General features: G+C 55.2%; 20 protein-coding genes. 6 read left to right on the top strand and 14 right to left on the bottom strand.

The window, feature by feature from the left end; all coding sequences use genetic code 11:
* Window positions 1-11: 11 nt before the first annotated feature.
* The 5 genes from BM022_RS07110 to sdhC are packed head-to-tail and all read right to left on the bottom strand — an operon-like array spanning window position 12 to window position 3476.
* Complete coding sequence (locus BM022_RS07110; RefSeq protein WP_091138049.1) at window positions 12-245, bottom strand: FAD assembly factor SdhE; 234 nt, start codon at window positions 243-245, stop codon at window positions 12-14.
* Window positions 242-937 (bottom strand): succinate dehydrogenase iron-sulfur subunit, encoded by a 696-nt coding sequence (locus tag BM022_RS07105; RefSeq protein ID WP_091138048.1) that lies wholly within the window; start codon window positions 935-937, stop codon window positions 242-244. The genes BM022_RS07110 and BM022_RS07105 overlap by 4 nt, the downstream gene beginning before the upstream one ends.
* A 41-nt stretch (window positions 938-978) precedes the next feature.
* The gene (sdhA, locus tag BM022_RS07100; RefSeq protein WP_091138046.1) at window positions 979-2742 is read right to left on the bottom strand and encodes a succinate dehydrogenase flavoprotein subunit; all 1764 of its coding nucleotides are present in this window, start codon (window positions 2740-2742) and stop codon (window positions 979-981) included.
* A gap of 6 nt (window positions 2743-2748) precedes the next feature.
* Window positions 2749-3105 carry a succinate dehydrogenase, hydrophobic membrane anchor protein gene (gene sdhD, locus BM022_RS07095; protein ID WP_091138044.1) on the bottom strand — a complete coding sequence of 119 codons (357 nt, stop codon included), beginning with the start codon at window positions 3103-3105 and terminating at the stop codon, window positions 2749-2751.
* Window positions 3099-3476, bottom strand: coding sequence for a succinate dehydrogenase, cytochrome b556 subunit (sdhC, locus tag BM022_RS07090; protein ID WP_177191647.1), 378 nt, complete (start codon window positions 3474-3476; stop codon window positions 3099-3101). Before sdhC ends, sdhD begins: the two co-directional genes overlap by 7 nt.
* Window positions 3477-3815: 339 nt before the next feature.
* Here sdhC and BM022_RS07085 point away from each other — a divergent pair, with 339 nt between their 5' ends.
* From BM022_RS07085 to prpC, 3 genes are read left to right on the top strand one after another with little or no spacing between them, the layout of a single operon-like run.
* Window positions 3816-4796 carry a malate dehydrogenase gene (locus BM022_RS07085; protein WP_091138042.1) on the top strand — a complete coding sequence of 327 codons (981 nt, stop codon included), beginning with the start codon at window positions 3816-3818 and terminating at the stop codon, window positions 4794-4796.
* A 37-nt stretch (window positions 4797-4833) separates the two neighbouring features.
* Entirely contained in the window at window positions 4834-5733 is a 900-nt protein-coding gene (gene prpB / locus BM022_RS07080; protein ID WP_091138040.1) for a methylisocitrate lyase, read from the top strand.
* Window positions 5726-6886, top strand: a complete 1161-nt coding sequence (prpC, locus tag BM022_RS07075; protein WP_091138039.1) for a bifunctional 2-methylcitrate synthase/citrate synthase — start codon at window positions 5726-5728, stop codon at window positions 6884-6886. Before prpB ends, prpC begins: the two co-directional genes overlap by 8 nt.
* 46 nt (window positions 6887-6932) lie before the next feature.
* On the opposite strand, the gene BM022_RS07070 is transcribed toward prpC, so the two are convergent.
* Window positions 6933-7343, bottom strand: coding sequence for a hypothetical protein (locus BM022_RS07070; protein ID WP_091138037.1), 411 nt, complete (start codon window positions 7341-7343; stop codon window positions 6933-6935).
* Window positions 7344-7578: 235 nt separating this feature from the next.
* Between BM022_RS07070 and BM022_RS07065 the strand changes: the two genes are divergently transcribed.
* Entirely contained in the window at window positions 7579-9030 is a 1452-nt protein-coding gene (locus BM022_RS07065) for a bifunctional 2-methylcitrate dehydratase/aconitate hydratase (RefSeq protein WP_091138036.1), read from the top strand.
* On the opposite strand, the gene BM022_RS07060 is transcribed toward BM022_RS07065, so the two are convergent.
* Both BM022_RS07060 and BM022_RS07055 read right to left on the bottom strand, forming a co-directional pair.
* Window positions 9027-10490, bottom strand: coding sequence for a hypothetical protein (locus tag BM022_RS07060; RefSeq protein ID WP_091138034.1), 1464 nt, complete (start codon window positions 10488-10490; stop codon window positions 9027-9029). The genes BM022_RS07065 and BM022_RS07060 overlap by 4 nt on opposite strands.
* A gap of 11 nt (window positions 10491-10501) precedes the next feature.
* Window positions 10502-11230 carry an esterase/lipase family protein gene (locus BM022_RS07055; RefSeq protein ID WP_091138031.1) on the bottom strand — a complete coding sequence of 243 codons (729 nt, stop codon included), beginning with the start codon at window positions 11228-11230 and terminating at the stop codon, window positions 10502-10504.
* 270 nt (window positions 11231-11500) lie between these two features.
* Here BM022_RS07055 and BM022_RS07050 point away from each other — a divergent pair, with 270 nt between their 5' ends.
* Entirely contained in the window at window positions 11501-12280 is a 780-nt protein-coding gene (locus BM022_RS07050) for an SDR family oxidoreductase (RefSeq protein WP_256209013.1), read from the top strand.
* A 120-nt stretch (window positions 12281-12400) separates the two neighbouring features.
* Window positions 12401-15241 (top strand): aconitate hydratase, encoded by a 2841-nt coding sequence (locus BM022_RS07045; RefSeq protein ID WP_091138029.1) that lies wholly within the window; start codon window positions 12401-12403, stop codon window positions 15239-15241.
* Window positions 15242-15339: 98 nt separating this feature from the next.
* Here BM022_RS07045 and BM022_RS07040 read toward each other — a convergent pair whose 3' ends face one another.
* The 6 genes from BM022_RS07040 to pcnB all read right to left on the bottom strand — a co-directional run bounded on the left by BM022_RS07040 (window position 15340) and on the right by pcnB (window position 21490).
* Window positions 15340-16131 carry a Crp/Fnr family transcriptional regulator gene (locus tag BM022_RS07040; protein ID WP_091138089.1) on the bottom strand — a complete coding sequence of 264 codons (792 nt, stop codon included), beginning with the start codon at window positions 16129-16131 and terminating at the stop codon, window positions 15340-15342.
* A 731-nt stretch (window positions 16132-16862) separates the two neighbouring features.
* Entirely contained in the window at window positions 16863-17711 is an 849-nt protein-coding gene (gene panC, locus BM022_RS07035) for a pantoate--beta-alanine ligase (protein ID WP_091138027.1), read from the bottom strand.
* A gap of 12 nt (window positions 17712-17723) precedes the next feature.
* Window positions 17724-18515: a 3-methyl-2-oxobutanoate hydroxymethyltransferase gene (gene panB, locus BM022_RS07030; protein WP_091138025.1), complete on the bottom strand. Its 792-nt coding sequence runs from the start codon at window positions 18513-18515 to the stop codon at window positions 17724-17726.
* A gap of 419 nt (window positions 18516-18934) precedes the next feature.
* Window positions 18935-19576, bottom strand: coding sequence for a deoxynucleoside kinase (locus BM022_RS07025; protein WP_091138023.1), 642 nt, complete (start codon window positions 19574-19576; stop codon window positions 18935-18937).
* Window positions 19577-20077, bottom strand: coding sequence for a 2-amino-4-hydroxy-6-hydroxymethyldihydropteridine diphosphokinase (folK, locus tag BM022_RS07020; RefSeq protein ID WP_091138021.1), 501 nt, complete (start codon window positions 20075-20077; stop codon window positions 19577-19579).
* 6 nt (window positions 20078-20083) lie between these two features.
* Window positions 20084-21490 carry a polynucleotide adenylyltransferase PcnB gene (pcnB, locus tag BM022_RS07015; protein ID WP_091138020.1) on the bottom strand — a complete coding sequence of 469 codons (1407 nt, stop codon included), beginning with the start codon at window positions 21488-21490 and terminating at the stop codon, window positions 20084-20086.
* Between the last annotated feature and the right edge of the window lie 26 nt (window positions 21491-21516).

The following is a 21516-nucleotide window of genomic DNA, read 5'->3' as shown; positions in this document are numbered from 1 at the left end:
GATTCCAAAAGCTAAATAGCCTGCAACAAGCTCAGTACGTACTGCAGCCTCATGTCCGTGGGTTTTTTTTTCAGCGCAATCATATCCCATAAGTCGTTATCAGAAAGGTCCAGCAACATTTCGAATTGCCGGCGCTCGGCTTCGCCAAGGCTGACGTAATGCTCGTCCACAAACCGCTCTAGCGTAAGATCCAGTTCCAGCAATCCGCGCCGGCAGCGCCAGCGCGCCCGCTCGAGCTGTTTCATACCGTTCGTTTCACCATCATATCCTTGATACTTTCGATCGCATTGGTCGGGTTCAAACCCTTGGGGCATACATCCGCACAATTCATGATCGTGTGGCAGCGAAACAGGCGATAAGGATCTTCCAGATAATCCAGACGCTCGGCGGTCGCCTGGTCGCGACTGTCGGCAAGAAAGCGGTAGGCTTGCAGCAGACCGGCTGGCCCCACGAACTTATCCGGGTTCCACCAGAATGAGGGGCACGCCGTGGAACAGCACGCGCAAAGGATGCATTCATACAGCCCGTCCAATTCAGCCCGTTCCGCGGGTGACTGCAACCGTTCAGTTTCCGGTGGCGGATCATTATTGATGAGATAGGGCTTGATAGAATGGTATTGCTTGAAGAATTGGGTCATGTCCACGATTAGGTCGCGTATTACGGGCAGGCCTGGCAGGGGGCGCAGTTCCACGGGCTCCTTCAATCCTGTGAGCGGCGTGATGCACGCCAGCCCGTTGCGACCGTTGATGTTCATCCCATCCGAGCCGCACACCCCTTCGCGGCAGGAGCGGCGCAGACTCAGGCTATCGTCGACCGTTTTGATTCGTACCAATGCGTCAAGCAGCATCCGATCGGCTGGTTCCAACTCGATGTCATAGTCCTGCATGTAGGGTGTCGCATCCGTGTCTGGATCGAAGCGGTAAATAGAAAATTTCACGGTTCTGTTACTCCGGTAATCGGGATTAATCAGTATGCGGTCTAGTACGTCCTTGGCTTGGGAGCGAAAGATTCCACCGTCAGCGGTTTCAAGCGCACGGGCTTGTAGTCCAAACGCCTGCCTTCATTAAAATACAACGTATGCTTGAGCCACTTGTTGTCATCTCGATCGGGAAAGTCATCACGTGCATGCGCACCGCGGCTCTCTGTCCGGGCCTCAGCCGACACCATGGTCGCCATTGCTACCTCGATCAGGTTGTCGAGTTCCAGCGCTTCGACCCGAGCGGTATTGAACACACGGCTCTTGTCCCGGATCGCAGTTTGTCTCGCACGCTCAGCAATGTCGCTCATTTTTGCCACACCCTGCTTGAGCATGTCGGGGAATCGAAATACGCCACAATGGGTTTGCATGGTTTTGCGCATTGCATCGCTCACCTGCGCTACGTTTTCACCGTCCTTTTGACCCTCCAGACGGGCCAGCCTCGCCAGCGCCTTGTCGGTAGCATCTGGGGGTAACTGTTTGTGATGCTGATTCTTTTTGAGATCTTCGATAATCTGATTGGCGGCAGCGCGACCGAACACGAGAATATCGAGCAGCGAATTTGTTCCCAGACGGTTGCCACCATGCACGGAAACACAAGCACACTCGCCAGCGGCATAAAAGCCCTGAACGACTTCCTCAGGTCCCGTTTTATATGGCGCGACGACCTGTCCGTAGAAATTGGTGGGAATACCGCCCATCATATAATGTGCCGTGGGCACGACCGGGATGGGATCACGGATAGGGTCCGCATTGGCAAACTTTATTGCGATTTCACGTATGCCCGGGAGTCGCGCCTTGATTACGTCCGCCCCCAGATGATCGAGCTTCAGAAGCAGGTGATCTGCATCTCTGCCGCATCCTCGCCCAGCCTGCATTTCCATTGTCAGCGCTCGGGACACCACGTCGCGACTGGCCAGGTCCTTGGCGTGAGGGGCATAGCGTTCCATGAAGCGCTCCCCATCCTTATTCAGCAGATAGCCGCCTTCGCCGCGCACCGCCTCGCTGATGAGTACGCCAACCCCGTACACTCCCGTGGGGTGGAATTGCCAGAACTCCATGTCTTCCAGCGGAATTCCTGCACGCGCCGCCATTCCGAGGCCATCACCCGTATTGATGAACGCATTGGTGCTGGCGCTGAATATGCGTGCCGCTCCCCCAGTGGCGAACAGTGTGGCCCGTGCCTGCATCGCCATGACTTCACCGGTTTCAATATCCAGCGCCGTCACGCCGCAAACGTCGCCGTCCTCATCGCGAATCAGGTCCAGCCCCATCCATTCTATGAAAAACTGGGTGTTCGCTTGCACATTGCGCTGGTAGAGCGTGTGCAGCATGGCGTGGCCGGTACGATCCGCCGCCGCGCATGAGCGCGTTGCCTGCGCGCCCCCGAAATTTTGCGACTGCCCTCCAAACGGGCGCTGGTAAATTTTCCCGTTGTCGAGGCGGTCGAACGGCATGCCGAAATGCTCCAGTTCATACACCACCTCGCTGGCTTGGCGGCACATGAACTCAATCGCGTCCTGGTCGCCGAGATAGTCCGAGCCCTTTACCGTGTCATACATGTGCCAGTGCCAGTTATCCTCGGTAACGTTGCCGAGCGCCGCCGCTATCCCCCCCTGGGCCGCCACGGTATGCGAACGGGTGGGGAATACCTTGGATAATATCGCGACCTTTAGTCCCGCTTCCGATAGTTGCAATGCGGCTCGCATACCCGCGCCGCCAGCGCCAACGATTACCGCATCAAATTTTCTTGTAACGATCGCCACGCTAACTCACGCACTCCATAGAATTTCAGCCGACCACACGGTATAAAACAGCAGGGATAGAATGACGAGTATCTGCAACGTAAGGCGCACGCCCGTGGCGTGGACATAATCCATAAGGATATTGCGAACGCCGATCCACGCATGCCAGAAGAGGCTGACAAGAAACAGAAATGCGGCAATACGCATCCATTGATTGGCGAATATTGCCTTCCACCCGGCATAACCCTGGGGCGGAGCAACGAGTAGCGCTCCCGCCAGGCAGAGGATAAAGACCGCCATCACCACCGCGGTGACTCGCTGCCCGAGCCAATCGCGCAACCCATAATTGGCGCCGGTGGTCAGCCGCACTGTGCGCTTTACCATGTCACGACGCCAATTAGGACGGTAATTATGACACCTGCAACCAATACTACTTTGCTGGTCAGACGGGCCTGCTCGAGTTCGATGCCATAATGGAGATCAAGCGCAACAAAACGAATGCCGGCGCAGAAATGATGTACGAAGAACCACAAGGATAGCAGTAGCCCCACCTTGGCCAACGGGCTGGTCAAAATAGCTTGTAATCGAGCATATTTCTCAGGAGAACTCAGGGCCATGTCCAGGCCACAAAGAAGGGCAGGGATACCCGGGAAGAATAGAAGGGCGCCGCTTATGCGGTGCAGCAGCGATACCACCGCCGGCATTGGTTGCTTGATTTGAAACAGATTAAGGTACTTGGGGCGGTTTTTCGGCAATTTTAGCTTTTCCCGGGTTCCATTCGGCGCTGGTTTAGTTTAGACGGTAATATCGGGCGATTCAACCAAGCTGAGCTAAAAGAAAGCCCCGTAGGTGATCTCTTTCGAATTCTGCCCGAAATGATATGGGATATCCACGTGATGGCAATTTGACAGCGAAGGTGAATGTTTTTATAGTCCGGTTCATTTGCCGCTGCTGAACATCGTTTCCAGTATGAATGACGAATGAAATTTGAGCGCATTCTACCGGTTGCAAATCAATAACCTTGGCGGGGAACGCCGGTCTCCGGACACCACCCGGAATTTTTCTGTAGTGGCATCTCCTACAGGAGCGCAAGAATGCGTCATCCCATTCGCGTCGCGATTACCGGCGCCGCTGGTCAGATCGGATATAGCCTGTTGTTTCGCATTGCGGCAGGGGAGATGCTCGGCAAGGATCAGCCGGTCATCCTGCAATTGCTGGACATACCCCAATTGCTGCCCTCGCTCAAGGGCGTGGTAATGGAGCTGGAAGACTGCGCCTTCCCGCTATTAGCCGGCGTTACCATGACTGACGATCCCAAAGTGGCTTTCCGCGACGTGGGAATCGCCTTGCTCGTGGGCGCGCGTCCGCGCAGCAAAGATATGGAACGCAAGGATCTGCTGGAGGCGAACGGCGCCATATTCAGCGCCCAAGGCAGGGCTCTTGATGAAGCCGCACGGCGCGACGTCAGGATCCTCATAGTGGGAAATCCGGCCAATACCAACGCCTACATTGCCATGAAGAATGCGCCGGGGCTGAAGCCCGTTAATTTTTCCGCAATGATGCGGCTGGATCACAATCGTGCTTTGTGGCAGCTCGCGGTCAAGGTCGGGCGTCCCGTTTTGACTGTAAGAAAGATGATCGTATGGGGCAATCACTCATCGACACAATATCCTGACCTGACGCATGCAGAGCTTGATGGGGACAAAGCTATAGACCTCATTGATGACCCTGCATGGATCGAAAGCTACTTCATACCTGTGGTGCAGAATCGCGGTACCGACGTTATCCGGACGCGGGGTTCGTCGAGCGCAGCCAGCGCCGCAAATGCCGCCATCGGACATGTCCACGACTGGGTTTTCGGCACGCGAGAGAATGACTGGGTATCGATGGCCGTTCCTTCTGATGGGAGCTATGACATTCCTGACGGCGTCATGTATGGTTTTCCTGTCGTATGCAGGGGTGGGCAGTACTCGATCGTGCCCGATTTGGAAATCAGCCCGTTCAGCCGGGAAAAAATGGAAATCACTTACCGGGAGCTGGTTGAAGAGCGCGATTCCGTGAGGCATTTGCTCTGATCAACATCTCTTTCGGCGTTTCCACCAGGTTTAGTCAATGATCGGCTCCGCAGGTTATCGTTTCCGCGCCGCGCTTGGTCAGGAAAAGCCTTTACAGGTGGCTGGTTGTATTAATGCCTATTCGGCGCTTCTGGCCGAGCGTATTGGCTTCAGGGCGCTCTATCTGTCCGGCGGGGGCGTGTCGGCCGCGTCGTTGGGCCTTCCGGACCTGGGTATTTCAACGCTTGACGATGTGCTGACCGATGTACGGCGGATTACCGACGCGACGAACCTGCCCTTGCTGGTGGATGCAGATACCGGCTTCGGCGCAAGCGCTTTCAATATCGCACGCACGGTGAAATCCTTGATTAAATCTGGCGCCGGTGCGATGCATATCGAGGATCAGGTGCAGGCCAAGCGCTGTGGCCACCGCCCGGGCAAGATGCTTGTCAGCGAATCGGAAATGGTCGACCGTATCAGGGCTGCGGTCGATGCCAGAGCCGATCCCGACTTCGTGCTCATGGCGCGAACGGATGCGCTGGCCATGGAAGGATTGCAATCCGCCATCGACCGCGCGTGCGCATATGTGGAGGCGGGCGCGGACATGGTCTTTCCCGAAGCGGTGGCGGAACTACACATGTACAAGGCGTTTGCCGCAGCAACGAAGACACCCATTCTTGCCAACATCACCGAGTTCGGCGCGACCCCTCTTTATACCGTCGAGGAATTGGCAAGGGTAGATGTTTCTCTGATTCTGTATCCGCTTTCTGCATTTCGCGCGATGAGCGCTGCCGCCCTGAACGTGTATCGGACCATCCGCAGCGAAGGGTCCCAGAAAAATGTGATCGCCGACATGCAGACTCGTGGCGAGCTATACGATTTTCTCGATTACCATTCGTACGAAGAAAAACTGAACACGCTGTTTTCAGGACCCCAGGGAAAAGCCGAAAATGAGTAAAGCTGTGGAGAGCACTCCTTTCAGGACCAAGAAGTCGGTCGTACTGTCGGGCGTGGTCGCGGGCAATACTGCCATTTGCAGCGTGGGCAGGACTGGAAACGACCTCCACTATCGCGGCTACGACATTTTGGACATCGCGGATAGTTGCGAATTCGAAGAGATCGCCTATCTGCTGGTGCATGAAAAATTGCCCACCTTGAAGGAACTGGTTGCATATAAGAAAAAGCTCGAAAGCCTGCGCGACTTGCCCGGTCGCGTTAAGACGGTCCTGGAAACAATACCTGCAACTGCTCATCCGATGGACGTGCTGCGCACCGGCGTTTCCGTGCTCGGCACTGTGTTGCCCGAAGCGGAGAACCATTCCATAGAAGGCACCCGGGACCTGGCCGACAGGCTGCTTGCGTGTCTGGGCTCCATATTGCTTTACTGGTACCACTATTCCCACCACCTTCGCCGCCTTGATCTTGAAACCGATGAGGATTCCATTGGTGGGCATTTTCTGCGCCTGCTCCATGGCAAGCCTCCGCCCGCGTCCTGGGTGAGAGCGATGCACACCTCTCTTGTGCTCTACGCGGAGCATGAGTTCAATGCGTCCACTTTTACCGGGCGCGTCATTGCCAGCACCGGCTCGGACTTCTATTCCGCCATTACCGGAGCTATCGGCGCATTGCGCGGGCCCAAGCACGGTGGCGCTAATGAAGCTGCGTTCGATATCCAGAAGCGCTACGACACCCCGGAGGAAGCCGAAGCAGATATTCGCCGCCGTGTGGCGAACAAGGAAATCGTAATCGGGTTTGGCCATCCAGTCTATACGGTTGCCGATCCGCGCAACCGGGTCATTCGTGAGGTGGCGAGGAAGCTGTCGATGGAGGCGGGAGACACGAAAATGTTTGATATTGCGGCACGTCTGGAGGCAGTGATGTGGGACATCAAGAAAATGTTTCCCAATCTCGACTGGTTTTCGGCGGTCAGCTATCACATGATGGGCGTGCCCACAGCCATGTTCACCCCGCTGTTCGCCGTTGCCCGTACCAGCGGCTGGGCGGCACACATCATCGAGCAGAGGATCGATAACAAGATCATCCGGCCATCAGCAAATTACATTGGGCCGGAGAAACGGGAGTTTGTGCCCATTGCGGTACGCGATGGTTGAGCATTATGAAGCGTGGAAATAGGAAAAGCGTAGTCGAGAATCAGGCTTATTGAGCCGGCTGGGGTGCCACCCGAAGCCAGCCGCCTGGGCACTTCCTGACATAGGGATAATACCCTTCGAATTCGCGGCAATAATGCCAGTAATAGCTGCTTGGTGCTTCAGGCTGAGATGGCAAGGGCTGTGGTTGCTGTATATAAACGGGAGGTGGTGCCGGCACAATAACCGGCGCCGGCGGGTAGCTGTAACCATAGCTATAGTTAGGTACAAAACCGTACCAGGGCAAAAATCCGTAGCGTGGCGCATAAGGCGCTCTGCCGTAATACCCCGATCCATAGCCACCTAAAAAGCCGAGTACAAAGGCAAGTCCAGAGTCAGATTGGCCCCACGCGGTTGCCGGGTTGACCAAAATCGACCCGAGCACAACGAGAGCAATGGAGGTTCGAGCGTTTTTATTCATTCGAAACTGCTCTCCGGCAGTTAACCTGGGGGTGATTAATCGACCGTTTACATACTTCGAGCGTCGCAAGACCGGATCGGCAGCATGGTTCCTCATATGACCCAATATAGCGCATTCCATTCACCACGCCACGTTAGGTTCATCCTTAGTATGCCATCCGCGAGTACCCGTTTACGATTGCCGCTTTTACAGAATAGGCTTTCTGAATCATGCTCTACTCAAAATAATACGAAACATGACCCTCCGTCTGCCTGATCTTCTTTCCCAACCTGATCAATTATTAGCGGACATTGCCGACTACGTCATCGATCGCGAGATTCGAAGCGACCTGGCTTACGCGACGGCGCGTCATTGCCTGATGGATTCGCTAGGTTGCGCGATGCAAGCGCTTACTTACCCCGCTTGCACCCGACTGCTGGGACCCATCGCGGTCGGCACAGAGGTGCCCCACGGCGCTCGAATTCCTGGAACTCGGTTCGTGCTTGATCCGGTTCAGGCCGCCTTTAATATCGGAACCATGATTCGCTGGCTGGATTTCAACGATACCTGGCTGGCAGCCGAGTGGGGACATCCGTCGGACAACCTGGGGGGCATTCTGGCGGTGACGGATTGGCTCTCACGCAAGGCCGTTGCGGAAGGAAAAGAGCCGCTTACAATGCAGGCAGTCCTGACAGCGATGATCAAGGCTCATGAAATTCAAGGTTGCCTTGCGTTGGAAAACAGTTTCAACAAGGTGGGGCTGGACCACGTGGTGCTGGTGAAGGTTGCATCTGTTGCAGTCGTGACGCATTTGCTGGGGGGCAGTCGCAGCCAGATCATCGACGCCCTATCGCAGGCATGGGTGGACGGGCAACCGTTGCGCACTTATCGGCATGCACCGAATACCGGTTCTCGGAAATCCTGGGCCGCGGGCGACGCCACGAGCCGGGCAGTATGGCTGGCGCTTCTCACGCTCCGCGGGGAGATGGGCTACCCTACTGCGCTGACTGCGAGAACATGGGGATTTTACGATGTGCTGTTCCAGGGAAAGCCCTTCGTTCTCCAGCGGCCGGTCGCGCAGTGGGGCTCGTACGTAATGGAAAACGTCTTGTTCAAGGTTTCCTTTCCGGCGGAGTTCCATGCGCAGACGGCAGCGGAGTGCGCGATGCGGCTTCATGCCCAGGTGAGGGAGCGACTCGGCGATATCCGTAACATCACCATTCGAACTCATGAAGCTGCGATCCGGATTATCGACAAGAAAGGGCCGCTCAACAATTTTGCCGACCGCGATCACTGTATGCAATACATTGTCGCTATTGCGCTTATTTTTGGTCGGCTTACTGCTGACGATTACGAGGATGCCGTTGCCGCCGACCCGCGCATCGACGAGTTGCGAAGCAAGATGACGTGCTTTGAAGACCCGGGATTCACTCGGGCTTATCACGACCAGGAAAAACGCGCCATTGCCAACGGACTCACCGTCGAGTTCGAGGATGGCGGTAGGCTGGACGAAGTGGTCATCGAGTACCCGATCGGTCACAGGTTGCGTCGGGAAGAAGGGCTCCCGTTTTTGGAAGAAAAATTCCGTGCAAATATTGCGCGCCGTTTTTCGCAAAAACGTCAGCAAACGATAATCGCCCTCTGGCAGGATCAACAAAAACTTGCGTCAAGCCCCGTTAACGAATTCGTCGATTTGTTTATGATTTAAGGGGAACGCTCTCCCACCCCAAGGCCAACGCCAAGCGAAACGATGTGACGTTGCTTGGGCTCGCTTTCTTCCGCCTTTCCACACTCTTCTTCCCCGGCGTTTTTATCCAGCAGTATTTTCAGCGCGGCGAGCCTGAGCTTCCATGATGCGCTGTCGGCCGGTTCTACGGATAAGGCAGGGACCAACTGTTGCACCCCATCGACGTTATTTGCATCGCAGGCAGACAGGAAGTACCGCAACTCTTCTCCCGTCGAAAGGCCTGAACGCCGGACAAAGTATGGGTAATCCTCCCGCAGATGAGAGGCCAGCCAAGCCTCGTCTATCCATTGTTTCAACTGGGGATAGCTGAAGCAGGTGCGTACCGCGAGGTCCACAGCGTCGGCATTACTCAAGTTTTCGACGTTGTCAAAGCCTTCTCGTTCCAATCTCAATTCGTGCGCATAGCTCATGCCGGCGAGCATGGAAAGCGGCAGCGCGCGGTATCCGTCACCTGGAATAATATTCCTCATGACCTTGAGTGCAACACGTTCAAGTGCCAGTGCTGCGCGCTTCGGATAAAAGCCAAAGAAAAAAGCCACGATCGGCAGCAGGCTCAGGCTTGCGGGTAACACCCGGTTCATTTCTTGTGCGAGGTCTTGTCTCTCCGTTTGTTCGCTAACCGGGCTGGCAGCGGAGGACGATTCCGTTGAACCCGTGCCTGCCGCAGCGACAGGACCCGGGTCGGATGCAATATCGCCAAGAAGGAGGAAGTCGTAGCCAAAGGAGAGCACGAGCGCGAGTATACTCGCCACGATCATGCGGATAGCGCCGTCCACAAACGTGTGGGAGGTCAAATCCATTGTGAAGTATGCGCGGACAACAGCACCGATGAAGTACACGTAAGCACCCAGAAAACCGAACTGGAACGCAGTCAGATTGCGTATAAGATGGGAATAATACGCGTCGGGATTTTTCGCATACAGCTCGGCAAAAGGCCCCATGGTCAACATATTTGCGCCGAGACTGAAATCCACGCCTACTCCGCCATCGGTAAAGACGGGCTTGAACAGCAACAGGATCGAGGTGCCAAGCAGAACGACCGTTGTCGTCAGCCAGACACTGCCACGGTATGTGCTAAACGATGCTCGGCGCATCATCCGCCTGCGGACCTCGGCGCGTCGCTCAAATGGCACCTCATGCTGGAGGCGACGTTCCTTGCGGGTGGCCATTGTCTGGATATAGCTCAAGGCAAGCGACGGCACCACCAGCACCGTGAGCAGCGCCATGACAAGGTTATATTGGAAAACTATTGGGTCAAACCAGTGGGCAATGGCGCGAAAGTCGCGATGTATGACGCCGTCGGCTGGGCCTGGACCCAGTGCGGACTCCACGCCAAGGCCAATGATAAAGAGTGCTGGTACTGCGAATACCAACCAGTCGTACCATGGCATGTCGTATTTTTTCGTATCGTTTTGATCCATGCTCTTTCCCGTTAGCTTATTTTATTTGCTGCTCCCGCTATAACCACTGCAGCTGCTTCACTCCAGAAAGCGAGGTGATCGAAGGGCCGTTTTGACCGGGCATCTGGCAAATCAATACTCCAGCCGATAAGTTCCAGGTGATCCGCTCTCATGATGCCGCGAAACTGGCCCCATTTTGTTGAGCTCACCGGGACCATTCCATCACTGTCTTCGCGAATGACGCGCCCGTAGGGGCGAAGCCAGAATGGAAGCTCATCAAGCCCCCGACAGCTCGCGTAGGAAGCATAGTCCACATCATCGCGGTCCGGGATCGGCATCGCTGCGCGTGCCTCGGGTGTCAGCTCGCACAGGCCAGGCCTGCCGATGTACCGGACGCAGGCGGGAATGGGCCCCCGTGCTTTGAGGAACCACGTGGCCAGAGGCGAGCCGCGGTGCGGCGTGGCGATGGTAAGGAGGCTCTTGACGCGTTTGTCGGGATCGAGGTGGGTGATCAAATAACGCGCGTCCAGTCCACCCATACTATGCCCCACCAAAGCAAAGGCAGATGCATCGGTGCTGAACAGTTCTCGCGCAAGCGCCTCTGCGCGCACGGCTATCGAGCCCGCGGACGGCAGTTTTGGTATGAGCGGGCGAATACCGGAGCGCAGCAGCATCTTTCGTATCCCACGAAAATACTCGATGGGTCCCCAACGGGAGAAGCCAAGGAAGCCATGAATGAGGACGATAGTAGGAGAGTCCATGACACATGCTCAACAATAAAATTGATACCGGACGGCGCTCCTTACCTAAATCGCGATTCACGCCGTCCGCCGCTTTAAGCATACATGTCGTTAATATTACATGACTTTCTTACTTCATGAGGAAATGATGCAGTGAACATTTTAACTGTGCGTATTCGGCCAGGGCAGGGAGTGGGCACGGGGTGGCGGAATAATTTTCCGGCAATGGGTAGAGATGTCGCGTAAGCAGACTATAATTTAACCACTTGCAAACGGTTAAACCAGTTGTTGGTGGGCCGCGACCCCGACGAAGTGAAGATAACGTGCAATATTGAAGGCAAGATCGCGCTAGTAACTGGCGCGAACAGGGGCATTGGCAAGGCAATTGTCGAAGCGTTCCTGCGTCGCGGCGTGGCGAAAGTGTACGCGGCAGTTCGTAACCCAGCTTCTGCGGACGCCCTTGTCGAGTGCTACGGCGAGAGGGTGGCCATTGTCCAATTGGATCTTGCCAAGCCCGAAACGATCACGGCCGCAGCGGACAGGACGAACGATGTGGAAGTAGTGGTTAACAACGCAGCTGTTTTCAAGGCTTGTACGCCGTTTGATGCATCCTCGCTAGATGCGCTTGAGCTTGGCATGCAAATCAACGTGTTCGGTCTCATGCGTATGGCGCAAGCGTTTGCGCCCATTCTCCGGAAAAATGGGGGAGGGGCATTCGTCCAGATGAACTCTATCGCATCGTTGAAATGCTCGTCCAGTTTTGCGACGCACTCCGCCACCAAGGCCGCGAGTTACTCGATTACTCAAGCCCTGCGTGACTTGCTGAATCAGCAGGGTACGGCAGTGCTGAGCGTGCACCCCGGTCTCATCGCGACCGATATGAGCAATGCCGCCGCCCTGCGGGGGCATGCCGAGCCTCCGTCGGTTGTCGCGGAGGGGATCATCGCTGCGCTGGAATCCGGAGTGTTCCATCTTTTTCCCGATACCATGGCCCAACGCATCGGTAGTGCGTACCAGAGTTTTGCGCACAGCGTAATCGAAGCGGAACTTTCGGAATATAAAAATAACTGATTATGAACGGTTACGTGGTTTTCATTATGAATCGCATAATTCGTCCAGTATCCCTCGACGGCTGTATCAGCTCAGCTGCGCCCATCGTATAAGTCCTTTTTCAATATCTCGGGAGCATCCATGATCCATAATCTGTTCGGCACCTTGAAAGAGATCCCTCTTTCTGCAACCAAACAAGCCCGGTTCTATTCCCTGCCTGCGCTTGAGGCGGCTGGGGTGGGCAGGATTTCACGGTTGCCCGTCTCCATTCGTATTGTGCTGGAATCGGTTCTGCGCAATTGTGATGGGAAAAAGATTACCGAGGCTCATGTGAGACGGTTGGCAAACTGGCAGCCCCATGCTTCCCGCCTGGATGAGATTCCATTCGTGGTATCCCGCATTGTATTGCAAGACTTCACTGGCGTGCCGCTCCTGGTCGATTTGGCCGCGATGCGTGGCGTTGCGGAGAAAATGGGTAAAAACCCCAAACTGGTCGAGCCTCTTGTACCGGTCGACCTGGTTGTGGACCATTCGGTCCAGGTCGATTACTACGGAAACAGCCAGGCGCTCCGCCTGAATATGGAAATGGAATTTCGCCGCAACAATGAGCGGTATCAATTCATAAAATGGGGGATGCAGGCTTTCGATACGTTCAAAGTCGTCCCGCCGGGAATCGGTATCGTGCATCAAGTCAACCTGGAGTACCTGGCGCGCGGTGTCTACCAGAAAGATGGTCTGGTCTACCCGGACACGCTGGTCGGGACCGACTCGCACACGACAATGATTAATGCCATTGGCGTGGTGGGGTGGGGCGTTGGGGGGATTGAAGCTGAAGCGGGGATGCTCGGACAGCCGGTTTACTTTTTGACTCCCGATGTGGTTGGCGTGAATCTCACCGGGAGGCTGCGCAGCGGCGTGACTGCGACTGATCTGGTGCTCACCGTGACCGAAATGCTGCGAAAATCCAACGTGGTGGGCACATTTGTAGAGTTTTTCGGCGAAGGGGCCGCCTCGCTAACCGTCCCCGATCGCGCCACTATCGCCAATATGGCGCCGGAATACGGGGCGACGATGGGTTTCTTTCCCGTGGATGAGGCTACAGTGGAATATTTTCGGGGAACCGGGCGGGACGAAGAGGAAATCGCCGCCTTGCAGTCCTACTTCAAGGCCCAGGAGTTGTACGGTATCCCTCGTAAGGGACAAATCGACTATTCGCGCGAATTGGAGCTTGATCTGGGTACGGTCGCGCCCTCGTTGGCTGGGCCCAGGCGTCCCCAGGATCGCATCGAGATCGCCAACCTTAAATCCAGGTTCATTGAACTCTACAGTAAGCCCGTTTCCGAAAGCGGATATGGAAAAAACGTTGCGAATTTGGATCAGCGCTATGCCGTGCGTGACTGTAGTGACGCCAGTCATGCAGAAAGTGGGGCGGTCGCCAGCAGCTCGAGCGAGGATAAAGCGACAGCGAGACCGGGGGCAGAGAGAAACATTGCCGAGATGTTCAACAATCGTCCGATCCTGGAACAGGCTGAAGCGCCCGTGTGCCTCCAAAATGGTCCAGTTGATCTCGGCCATGGTGATGTCCTGATTGCGGCGATCACATCCTGTACGAATACCTCCAATCCCAGTGTGCTCCTCGCCGCCGGACTGCTGGCAAAAAAAGCAGTGGAAAAAGGGCTGACGGTGAAACGGCATATCAAGACTTCACTGGCCCCGGGATCGAGAGTGGTGACGGAATATCTTACCGTCGCTGGCCTCATGCCCTATCTCGATAAACTTGGCTTTAACCTGGCGGGCTATGGCTGCACAACCTGTATTGGCAACTCGGGACCGCTGTCGGAACCGATCGAGGAGGCCGTGGTAGCGAATGATGTGGTTTGCGCCGCAGTTCTTTCTGGCAACCGCAATTTCGAGGCGCGGATTCATCCCAACATCCGCGCAAATTTTCTTGCTTCGCCCCCATTGGTGGTGGCATATGCCATAGCCGGCTCGGTGCGTCGAGACTTGACGACCGAGCCGCTGGGTTTTGGGGAGGGTGGCAAGCCAGTTTGGTTGAGTGATGTATGGCCGAGCGAGGAAGAGGTTCAGGAATTGATGAAGTTCGCGGCGAATGCGGAAACGTTCCGTCGGCTCTACAGCAACCTGACGAAGGATCATCCGTTATGGAACGAAGTATCCACGATCGCAGGGGAGGTTTACGACTGGCCCCCATCCACCTATATTGCCGAGCCGCCGTTCTTCCAAGATTTTTCTATGCGGCCAGTTCAACCCGGTGGGATTGAAAACGCGCGCGTGCTGGGCATATTTGGCGATTCAGTGACGACCGATCATATCAGTCCCGCGGGCGCGATCAAGGATACGTCGCCTGCGGGCAAGTATCTGCTTGCCAATGGCGTATCGAAGCCGGATTTCAACAGCTACGGCGCGCGGCGCGGCAACCATGAAGTAATGATGCGCGGAACGTTCGCCAATGTGCGCATCAAAAACCTGATGATACCTGGTAGCGAAGGCGGCGTGACCGTGCATCAGCCCGACGGTGAGCAGATGAGCATCTACGATGCAGCCATGAAATATATTGCAGACGGCGTACCGACCCTGGTGTTCGGAGGGGAAGAGTATGGCACCGGCTCCAGTCGGGATTGGGCTGCGAAGGGAACACAGTTGCTTGGAGTCAGAGCTGTAATTGGGCGCAGTTTTGAACGCATCCACCGAAGCAACCTTGTTGGAATGGGCGTAATGCCATTGCAATTCAAGGGCAATGACAGTGTTCAATCTTTGGGAATAAAGGGGAATGAGCAATTTGATCTCGTGCGCCTGCAGGACATTCGCCCACAACAGAACGTCACGCTTGGCATCCGCTACCCGGACGGTTCGCGCCGCGAAGTCGAATTGTTATGCAGGATTGATACCGCCATCGAGGTCGACTACTACCTGCATGGTGGTATCCTGCCGTATGTTCTTCGAGAACTCATGAGCAAGTGAAACAGAGCTTTCGCCCGTAAAAAACCGGTCTACTCAACGTGCACCAGGGTTAGGGGAGGGGGAAAACCTGGTGCTCGCTGAGTAGCCCGGGGCTCTCCTCAGCTCAGTGACCACAACTCTTCGCTTGTCTTTTGGGTTTTTTGCGTAACGGGACGAACGGCGGCGCCTGCAGTTGCGCAGGTATTGCTGCAGAGCAACCGTTCGTACTCATTATTGACCACTGAATAACACTCGCACACTGTATTTTCCAGTTCTTCGCGATCCAGCACGGCGATATGACCGCGGCTGTATTGAATGGCGCCGATCATTTGCAACTTGAGGGCCGCCTGCGTTACGCTTTCCCTGCGAACACCCAGCATGACGGCGATCTGCTCGTGTGTCATCTGCAACTCATGTCCGGGCAAACGGTCGAGGCTCATCAGCAAAAAACGGCACAGTTGCTGCTCGATATTATGGTGCCGGTTACAAACGGCATTTTGCGCCGTTTGCGTCATCAGCGCCTGTGTGAAGGACAATACCAGGTATTGCAGCTTTCCCTTAAAATCGAACTCCTTCTTTATGACATTCGTTTTTACCCTGTATCCATTGCCCGAGGTTTGCACCACAACGCCGGCCGGAGTGCCGCCGCCACCCAACAACGTCGAAATGCCGGTAAGTCCCTCATTACCGATAATCGCAAGCCGCACCGAGGCCCCGTTCTGCATTCCGTACAAGGGGGCAACGATGCTGTTCGTCGGAAAATACAAATGGGTAATAGGCGAGCCCGGCTCATAAATTGTTTGGCCCAGCGGCATCGGCGTAAATTCCAGATAAGGTAGAAGCCGTGCATAATCCTCCGCCGGCAGTGCGGCAAGAATCCGGTTTTGCTTCGGGCTATGCAGGGAAAACATAATGAACATACCTCCTTGTATTGGGCTGTGTCGCCAAATCCATGTCTCGTTGCGACGCCATCAAAGCAGGTGTCCGAAGGGGATTGCCTCAACTCGATGTGCGTCATGCTTTTGTAGCCGGGCCAGTTGTCATGGCTGGGCTTTTTTTCTACAGACTCATGGTGGGTTTGATGTGCTCGTTTTGGAGAACAGCATCCCACGGCGAGTCCCTGCTTCAAGTAAGCATTTTCCATGCCAATATTTATATACACGTTATAACAGGTACTTATCCGTGCATGAGGCGGTGATTTAAGTCTTTCCCGGTTGCTGATTGTTGCCTTCCAGCAACGAAAAACCAATCGGTGGATTTAAGAGCCTGAAAGATAAGTGTTTTTGCGTGTCGTCAGGTAGAGACGAAAAATAGAGTATTTAAATCAAGGAGTTGTGAGGTTAAAAAAATCGGTAGAGTAAGAGGTCGGTTTGACGACAGGACGCTCATATTCCCGTGTCTAACCAATGCTGGTGCACGAAACCACGTCGGAACATGAATCAGCATCGGGCTCTGGTGTGCGACGAAGGATTATGGAGCAGCTGCGAGCTTGATCGTTATACCAAGCTCATTGCGAGGTCGAAGACGACTTTCCCCCACCGAGAGTGTCGCTTGCCCAAGCTATTATGGGCGGAACTTATATTGGGAAGGTGTGATGTGATGCAAAATGACCTGGAAGAGTGAGAGTGGGGCTTGCGGGCGATCATTCCTTCGCGCACGATTCGCGTCGCAATTCCACATTGTCTATTAACCGGATTGTCCCCAGCCGGGCGGCGCCCAGTACCACCATGTCCTCATCTTCCGTCTTGGCCGGGGCAAGGGTATGTGCGTGCCGCACGGCCACGTAATCCGTTTTCCAGCCATGTTGAGAGAGAATTCGTGCCGCATTTTGCTCCAGATCATGAAAACATGTATTGCCGTCTTCTATTTGACGCTTCACTTGGGTAAGGACTTGATACAGCCGCGCTGCCTCGACGCGCGCCTCGGTCGAAAGATAGCGGTTGCGGGAACTCAGCGCCAGATTATCGGCTGCTCGCACCGTTTCCCCCGCCACAATTTCGACAGGATAATTGAACTGCTTCACCAGCTCGCGCATGAGGTGCAACTGCTGGTAGTCTTTTTTGCCGAACACTACGATCTGAGGTTGCACAATATTGAAAAGCTTTAGCACTACCGTTGCCACGCCCTGGAAAAATCCAGGGCGGAATTTGCCTTCCAGCGTGTTCGCCGCTGGCGCAGGTTCTACCATGAATTCCTGCCGGACGGGATAGAGCGTGCGCTCTGCGGGAGTAAAGACCACGGTTGCGTCCTGCTGCGCCAAGAGTCTACAGTCATCCGCCAAGGTCCGCGGGTACTGTTCGAAATCTTCGGTTGGCGCGAATTGCAGTCGATTGACAAAAATGCTCGCCACCACGCAGCCCGCCCTCTCCCGGGCGATGCGCACCAGCGACAGATGACCTTCGTGCAAACCGCCCATGGTGGGTACAAAAGCGACGGAAGATTCGTGCTTAAGCCGTGCCCGCAAGGACGAAATATCGGTTACGACTTCCATCCTCAGCCCAAACTAAAATGCATGCTCCGGGCCGGGGAATTCTCCACTCTTGACTGCCCGCACATAGGTTTTTACCGCCTCATGGATACTGTTTGCGCCGCTCATGAAGTTCTTCATGAATCTCGCTTTCTTGCCGGAGTAGATGCCCAGCATGTCATAAAGTACCAGTACCTGGGCGGAACAATTGGCGCCTGCCCCAATGCCAATGGTGGGTATAGATAGGGTTCGGGTAACCTTTTCGGCCAGCGCGGCAGGAACGACCTCCATCAAGAGCATGCTTGCCCCCGCTTTTTCCAAGGCAACTGCGTCCTCAAGAAGCTGTCGAGCCTGGTAGTCGGTCGTGCCCTGCACCTTGTATCCCCCTAACTGATGCACTGATTGGGGTGTTAATCCGATATGACCACAGACAGGTATGCCGCGCTGGGTTAGGAATTCGACTGTTTCAGCCATAATGGCGCCGCCTTCCAGCTTGACCATGTTTCCCCCCGCCGCGAGTAGCGCTGCGGCATTTTCGAAGGTTGCCTCGGGGCTTACCTGAGATGTCCCGAACGGCATGTCCGCCATGATGAGTGCCTTGCTCGAACCCCGCTTCACACAACGGGTGTGGTAGATCATGTCATCCAGCGTAACAGGCAGGGTGCTTTCTTCCCCCTGGAGCACGTTGCCGAGGGAATCGCCCACCAGCAGGATATCCACGCCGGCATTTTCGAGCAATACCGCAAAGCTTGCGTCGTAGCAGGTGAGGACGGCAATCTTCTCGCCGTCATCCCGCATCTTTTGTATGGCGTCTTGTGTGGTTCGCATGCCTGAACTCCCTACTGTAGTGCATCGGATGATTGAATCAATATGCGCATGCCGTGCGCCTTCAATTTCGTATATTTAATCGCAAAGTCGGCATTACGTGGGTGCGGATCATGCAAGTAGAACTGATGCCAGGAACGTTGAATAAGTCATCTGGGCCACGGGATGGATGCTCGACAGGTGACAGCGCAGACGGTTTATCCAATGAGCGCTCTCTTTCCAGGAGGACGACAAAGCAATCCTGCTCCAAAAGCCTCTTCTTTCCGCTTAGTGCAAAACTAAACGCTAAAGATATTACCGCCCGCACTCCTGGGCATCGTGGTCCGAGCCACGGCCGCTCAGAGGACGGGCCCACCTATGGTCAAGCCGATTTTACCAGCAACATGCTCGGCCGAGGATTTGTTCAGAAGTTGCGAAATTCCCTAAGCTCCGAAATTAAAATATTCCCGGGGACCGCGCATTTGCTCCACCTGCTGCAACAACAAATCAAAATCCTCCTGCCTATCGGCGAAATTCAAATTTTCGCTATTTATGATCATCACCGGCGCATCTTCATATTGATGGAAGAAGCGCGTGTAACTGTCAGCCAGTTGCCGCAAGTAGTCTTCCGAAATGCGATTTTCAAAAGCGCTGGCGCGCCGCTTTACGCGTTCGACTAGCGTGGAAGGTGCTGCCTGCAAATAAATCACCAAGTCGGGGAGGGGAGCTTTCGGTTGCAAATGGTTATAAATTTTACGGTACAGATCGTATTCAGGGTCACTCAACGTAAGTCTGGCAAAAAGCGGGTCCTTGTCCAGCATGAAGTCGCTCACGGTCGTATTGTCAAACATATCGATCTGAGCCAGTTCCTGTAACTGATTGGCACGCTGAAATAAAAAGAACAACTGTGTGGAAAGTGCATAACGAGGAATATCCTCGTAAAATTTTTCGAGAAACGGGTTTTCGGCCGGTCTTTCAAGCAGGAGTCCGCTTCCCAGGCGAGCGGCCAGGCGCCGCGCCAGGCTTGTCTTGCCAGCGCCGATTGGTCCTTCGATAACGATGTAACGATAATCCGCGAGATTCATTTATTCCAGCGCTCGTTCGAGCTGCTGTCCAGAGCATTCCTTGAGCAGTTCCGCAAGGGTGCCATGACCGGCAAGGCGGCAGTCAGGGGCAATTTCGCAAAGCGGCTGCAAAACAAACGCCCGTTGATGCATGCGCGGGTGCGGCAGGGTGAGGTGGGCGTCGTTGCATTGCAGGTCGTCATATAAGAGGATGTCGAGATCGAGGGTCCGGGGACCGTTGCGGTATTCGCGCACCCGCCCGTGATAATGCTCGATTTCAAGCAGGGATTTGAGCAGGTCTTGCGGGGTCAACTCTGTTTCTATCAGAGCCACCGCATTGATGAAATCGGGCTGGTCGAGTTTTCCCACGGGGGCGCTGCGATAGAGTGAGGAAACTGCCAGCAGACGACTTGATGGGAGGTGTGCCAACTCATCCAGCGCCTCCCTGACTTGCGCCACCGGATCCGCCATATTACTGCCCAGGCCGATATATGCCTTATGATTGATGCCGTGTTGTGACATTGCCAACTATTCCGGAGCCTCAGCAGCGGTATCATCGATGGCGGCCGTATCGACGGGAACTGATTTTTTTCGTCCACGGCTCCTCCGGCGCTTTCTGGGCATGTCGTCCTTGAGCAACATGGCTTCCCGTTCTCCGGCAGTCGCATGCTGGAATGCTTCCCACCATTTACCCAGCTCCATATCGATCTCGCCGCTTTGGCATCGCAGCAACATGAAATCATACGCGGCGCGAAAGCGCGGATGCTCCAGCAATCGAAATGGCCTGCGCCCGGAGCGGCCGGTAAAGCGCGGTTGAATTGCCCAGATTTCTTTCATGATGGCATCGTAGCGGCGCGGAATCGCCAAATTCTCGTTCTGTACCGCAAGCACGTCGTTCATCGCCTGATGCAACGCATGGATTGGTTTCTCGCCAGCGGACTGGCGTGCGTTCCAGGTCGCCAGCACCTCATGCCAGAGCAGCGCCGCGAAAAGAAATCCGGGGGAAACCGGTTTTTCCTGGCGTACGCGCTCGTCGGTATTTTTGAGCGCGAGCGTAATAAAGCGTTCGCCAAGGGGTTGCTCCAAGATCACGTCCAGCATTGGTAGCAGACCGTGGTGCAGCCCTCTGGTACGCAAATCCACGACACAGGATAATGCATGGCCGGATAGGAGCAGCTTCAACATCTCTTCAAACAATCGGGAGGGGGGTACATTCCGCAACAGTGGAGCAAGATCACCAATCGGCGCTGCCGTATCGCGGTCTATCTGCAGATCTAGCTTGGCGGCAAGCCGAACCACGCGCAGCATGCGTACCGGATCTTCCCGATAGCGCCGCACCGGATCGCCAATAATCCTGAGGTGGCGTACCTTGATATCTTCATAGCCGTTCAGGTAATCCCACAGCTCTTCCCGGACGGGATCAAAAAATAGTGCATTCACAGTGAAATCGCGCCGTTTTGCATCCTCCTCCTGACTGCCAAACACGTTGTCACGCAGCAGCCTTCCGTGCTCGTCGGCGTGAGCATGAAGCGAATTGCCGTTTTCATCGCTACCTGAGGGACCGCCGCGGAAGGTCGATACTTCCACGGTCTCGGCCCCGCACATTACGTGGACCAACTGGAAGCGCCGGCCGATAATACGGGAGCGGCGGAAAATCGATCGTACTTCCTCAGGGGTGGCATCGGTTGCTACGTCAAAATCTTTTGGTTCCAGCCCCAGGAGCAGATCCCGCGCTGCTCCGCCGACAATGAAAGCCGCATATCCCGCTTCCTGCAATCCCGAAGTGACTTTCAGTGCGCACGGGTGGATATGGTCGCGCGCGATGCCGTGTTGCTCACGAGTGATGATGCGCGGGCTGGAGGATGAGACACCCTTGGCAGAAGCAGGGGTGGACGAGTTACGGCCGAAAACGCGGTCGAGAAGTTGACGGATCATTACATACCAAGAAGAGCATCAAGTTG

Source organism: Nitrosospira sp. Nsp14 (assembly GCF_900113575.1).
Classification (GTDB): domain Bacteria; phylum Pseudomonadota; class Gammaproteobacteria; order Burkholderiales; family Nitrosomonadaceae; genus Nitrosospira.
This window is presented reverse-complemented; position numbering and strand designations above follow the sequence as displayed.

Bases quoted from the DNA above. Each gene is read 5' to 3' on its own strand.
- BM022_RS07065 (WP_091138036.1), top strand. From the start codon at position 7,579: ATGACCCTCCGTCTGCCTGATCTTCTTTCCCAACCTGATCAATTATTA.
- BM022_RS07070 (WP_091138037.1), bottom strand. From the start codon at position 7,343: ATGAATAAAAACGCTCGAACCTCCATTGCTCTCGTTGTGCTCGGGTCG.
- panC (WP_091138027.1), bottom strand. From the start codon at position 17,711: ATGGAAGTCGTAACCGATATTTCGTCCTTGCGGGCACGGCTTAAGCAC.
- BM022_RS07040 (WP_091138089.1), bottom strand. From the start codon at position 16,131: ATGTTTTCCCTGCATAGCCCGAAGCAAAACCGGATTCTTGCCGCACTG.
- folK (WP_091138021.1), bottom strand. From the start codon at position 20,077: ATGTCACAACACGGCATCAATCATAAGGCATATATCGGCCTGGGCAGT.
- prpC (WP_091138039.1), top strand. From the start codon at position 5,726: ATGAGTAAAGCTGTGGAGAGCACTCCTTTCAGGACCAAGAAGTCGGTC.
- BM022_RS07025 (WP_091138023.1), bottom strand. From the start codon at position 19,576: ATGAATCTCGCGGATTATCGTTACATCGTTATCGAAGGACCAATCGGC.
- BM022_RS07110 (WP_091138049.1), bottom strand. From the start codon at position 245: ATGAAACAGCTCGAGCGGGCGCGCTGGCGCTGCCGGCGCGGATTGCTG.
- BM022_RS07055 (WP_091138031.1), bottom strand. From the start codon at position 11,230: ATGGACTCTCCTACTATCGTCCTCATTCATGGCTTCCTTGGCTTCTCC.
- BM022_RS07060 (WP_091138034.1), bottom strand. From the start codon at position 10,490: ATGGATCAAAACGATACGAAAAAATACGACATGCCATGGTACGACTGG.
- prpB (WP_091138040.1), top strand. From the start codon at position 4,834: ATGATCGGCTCCGCAGGTTATCGTTTCCGCGCCGCGCTTGGTCAGGAA.
- panB (WP_091138025.1), bottom strand. From the start codon at position 18,515: ATGCGAACCACACAAGACGCCATACAAAAGATGCGGGATGACGGCGAG.
- pcnB (WP_091138020.1), bottom strand. From the start codon at position 21,490: ATGATCCGTCAACTTCTCGACCGCGTTTTCGGCCGTAACTCGTCCACC.
- BM022_RS07085 (WP_091138042.1), top strand. From the start codon at position 3,816: ATGCGTCATCCCATTCGCGTCGCGATTACCGGCGCCGCTGGTCAGATC.
- BM022_RS07045 (WP_091138029.1), top strand. From the start codon at position 12,401: ATGATCCATAATCTGTTCGGCACCTTGAAAGAGATCCCTCTTTCTGCA.
- sdhD (WP_091138044.1), bottom strand. From the start codon at position 3,105: ATGGTAAAGCGCACAGTGCGGCTGACCACCGGCGCCAATTATGGGTTG.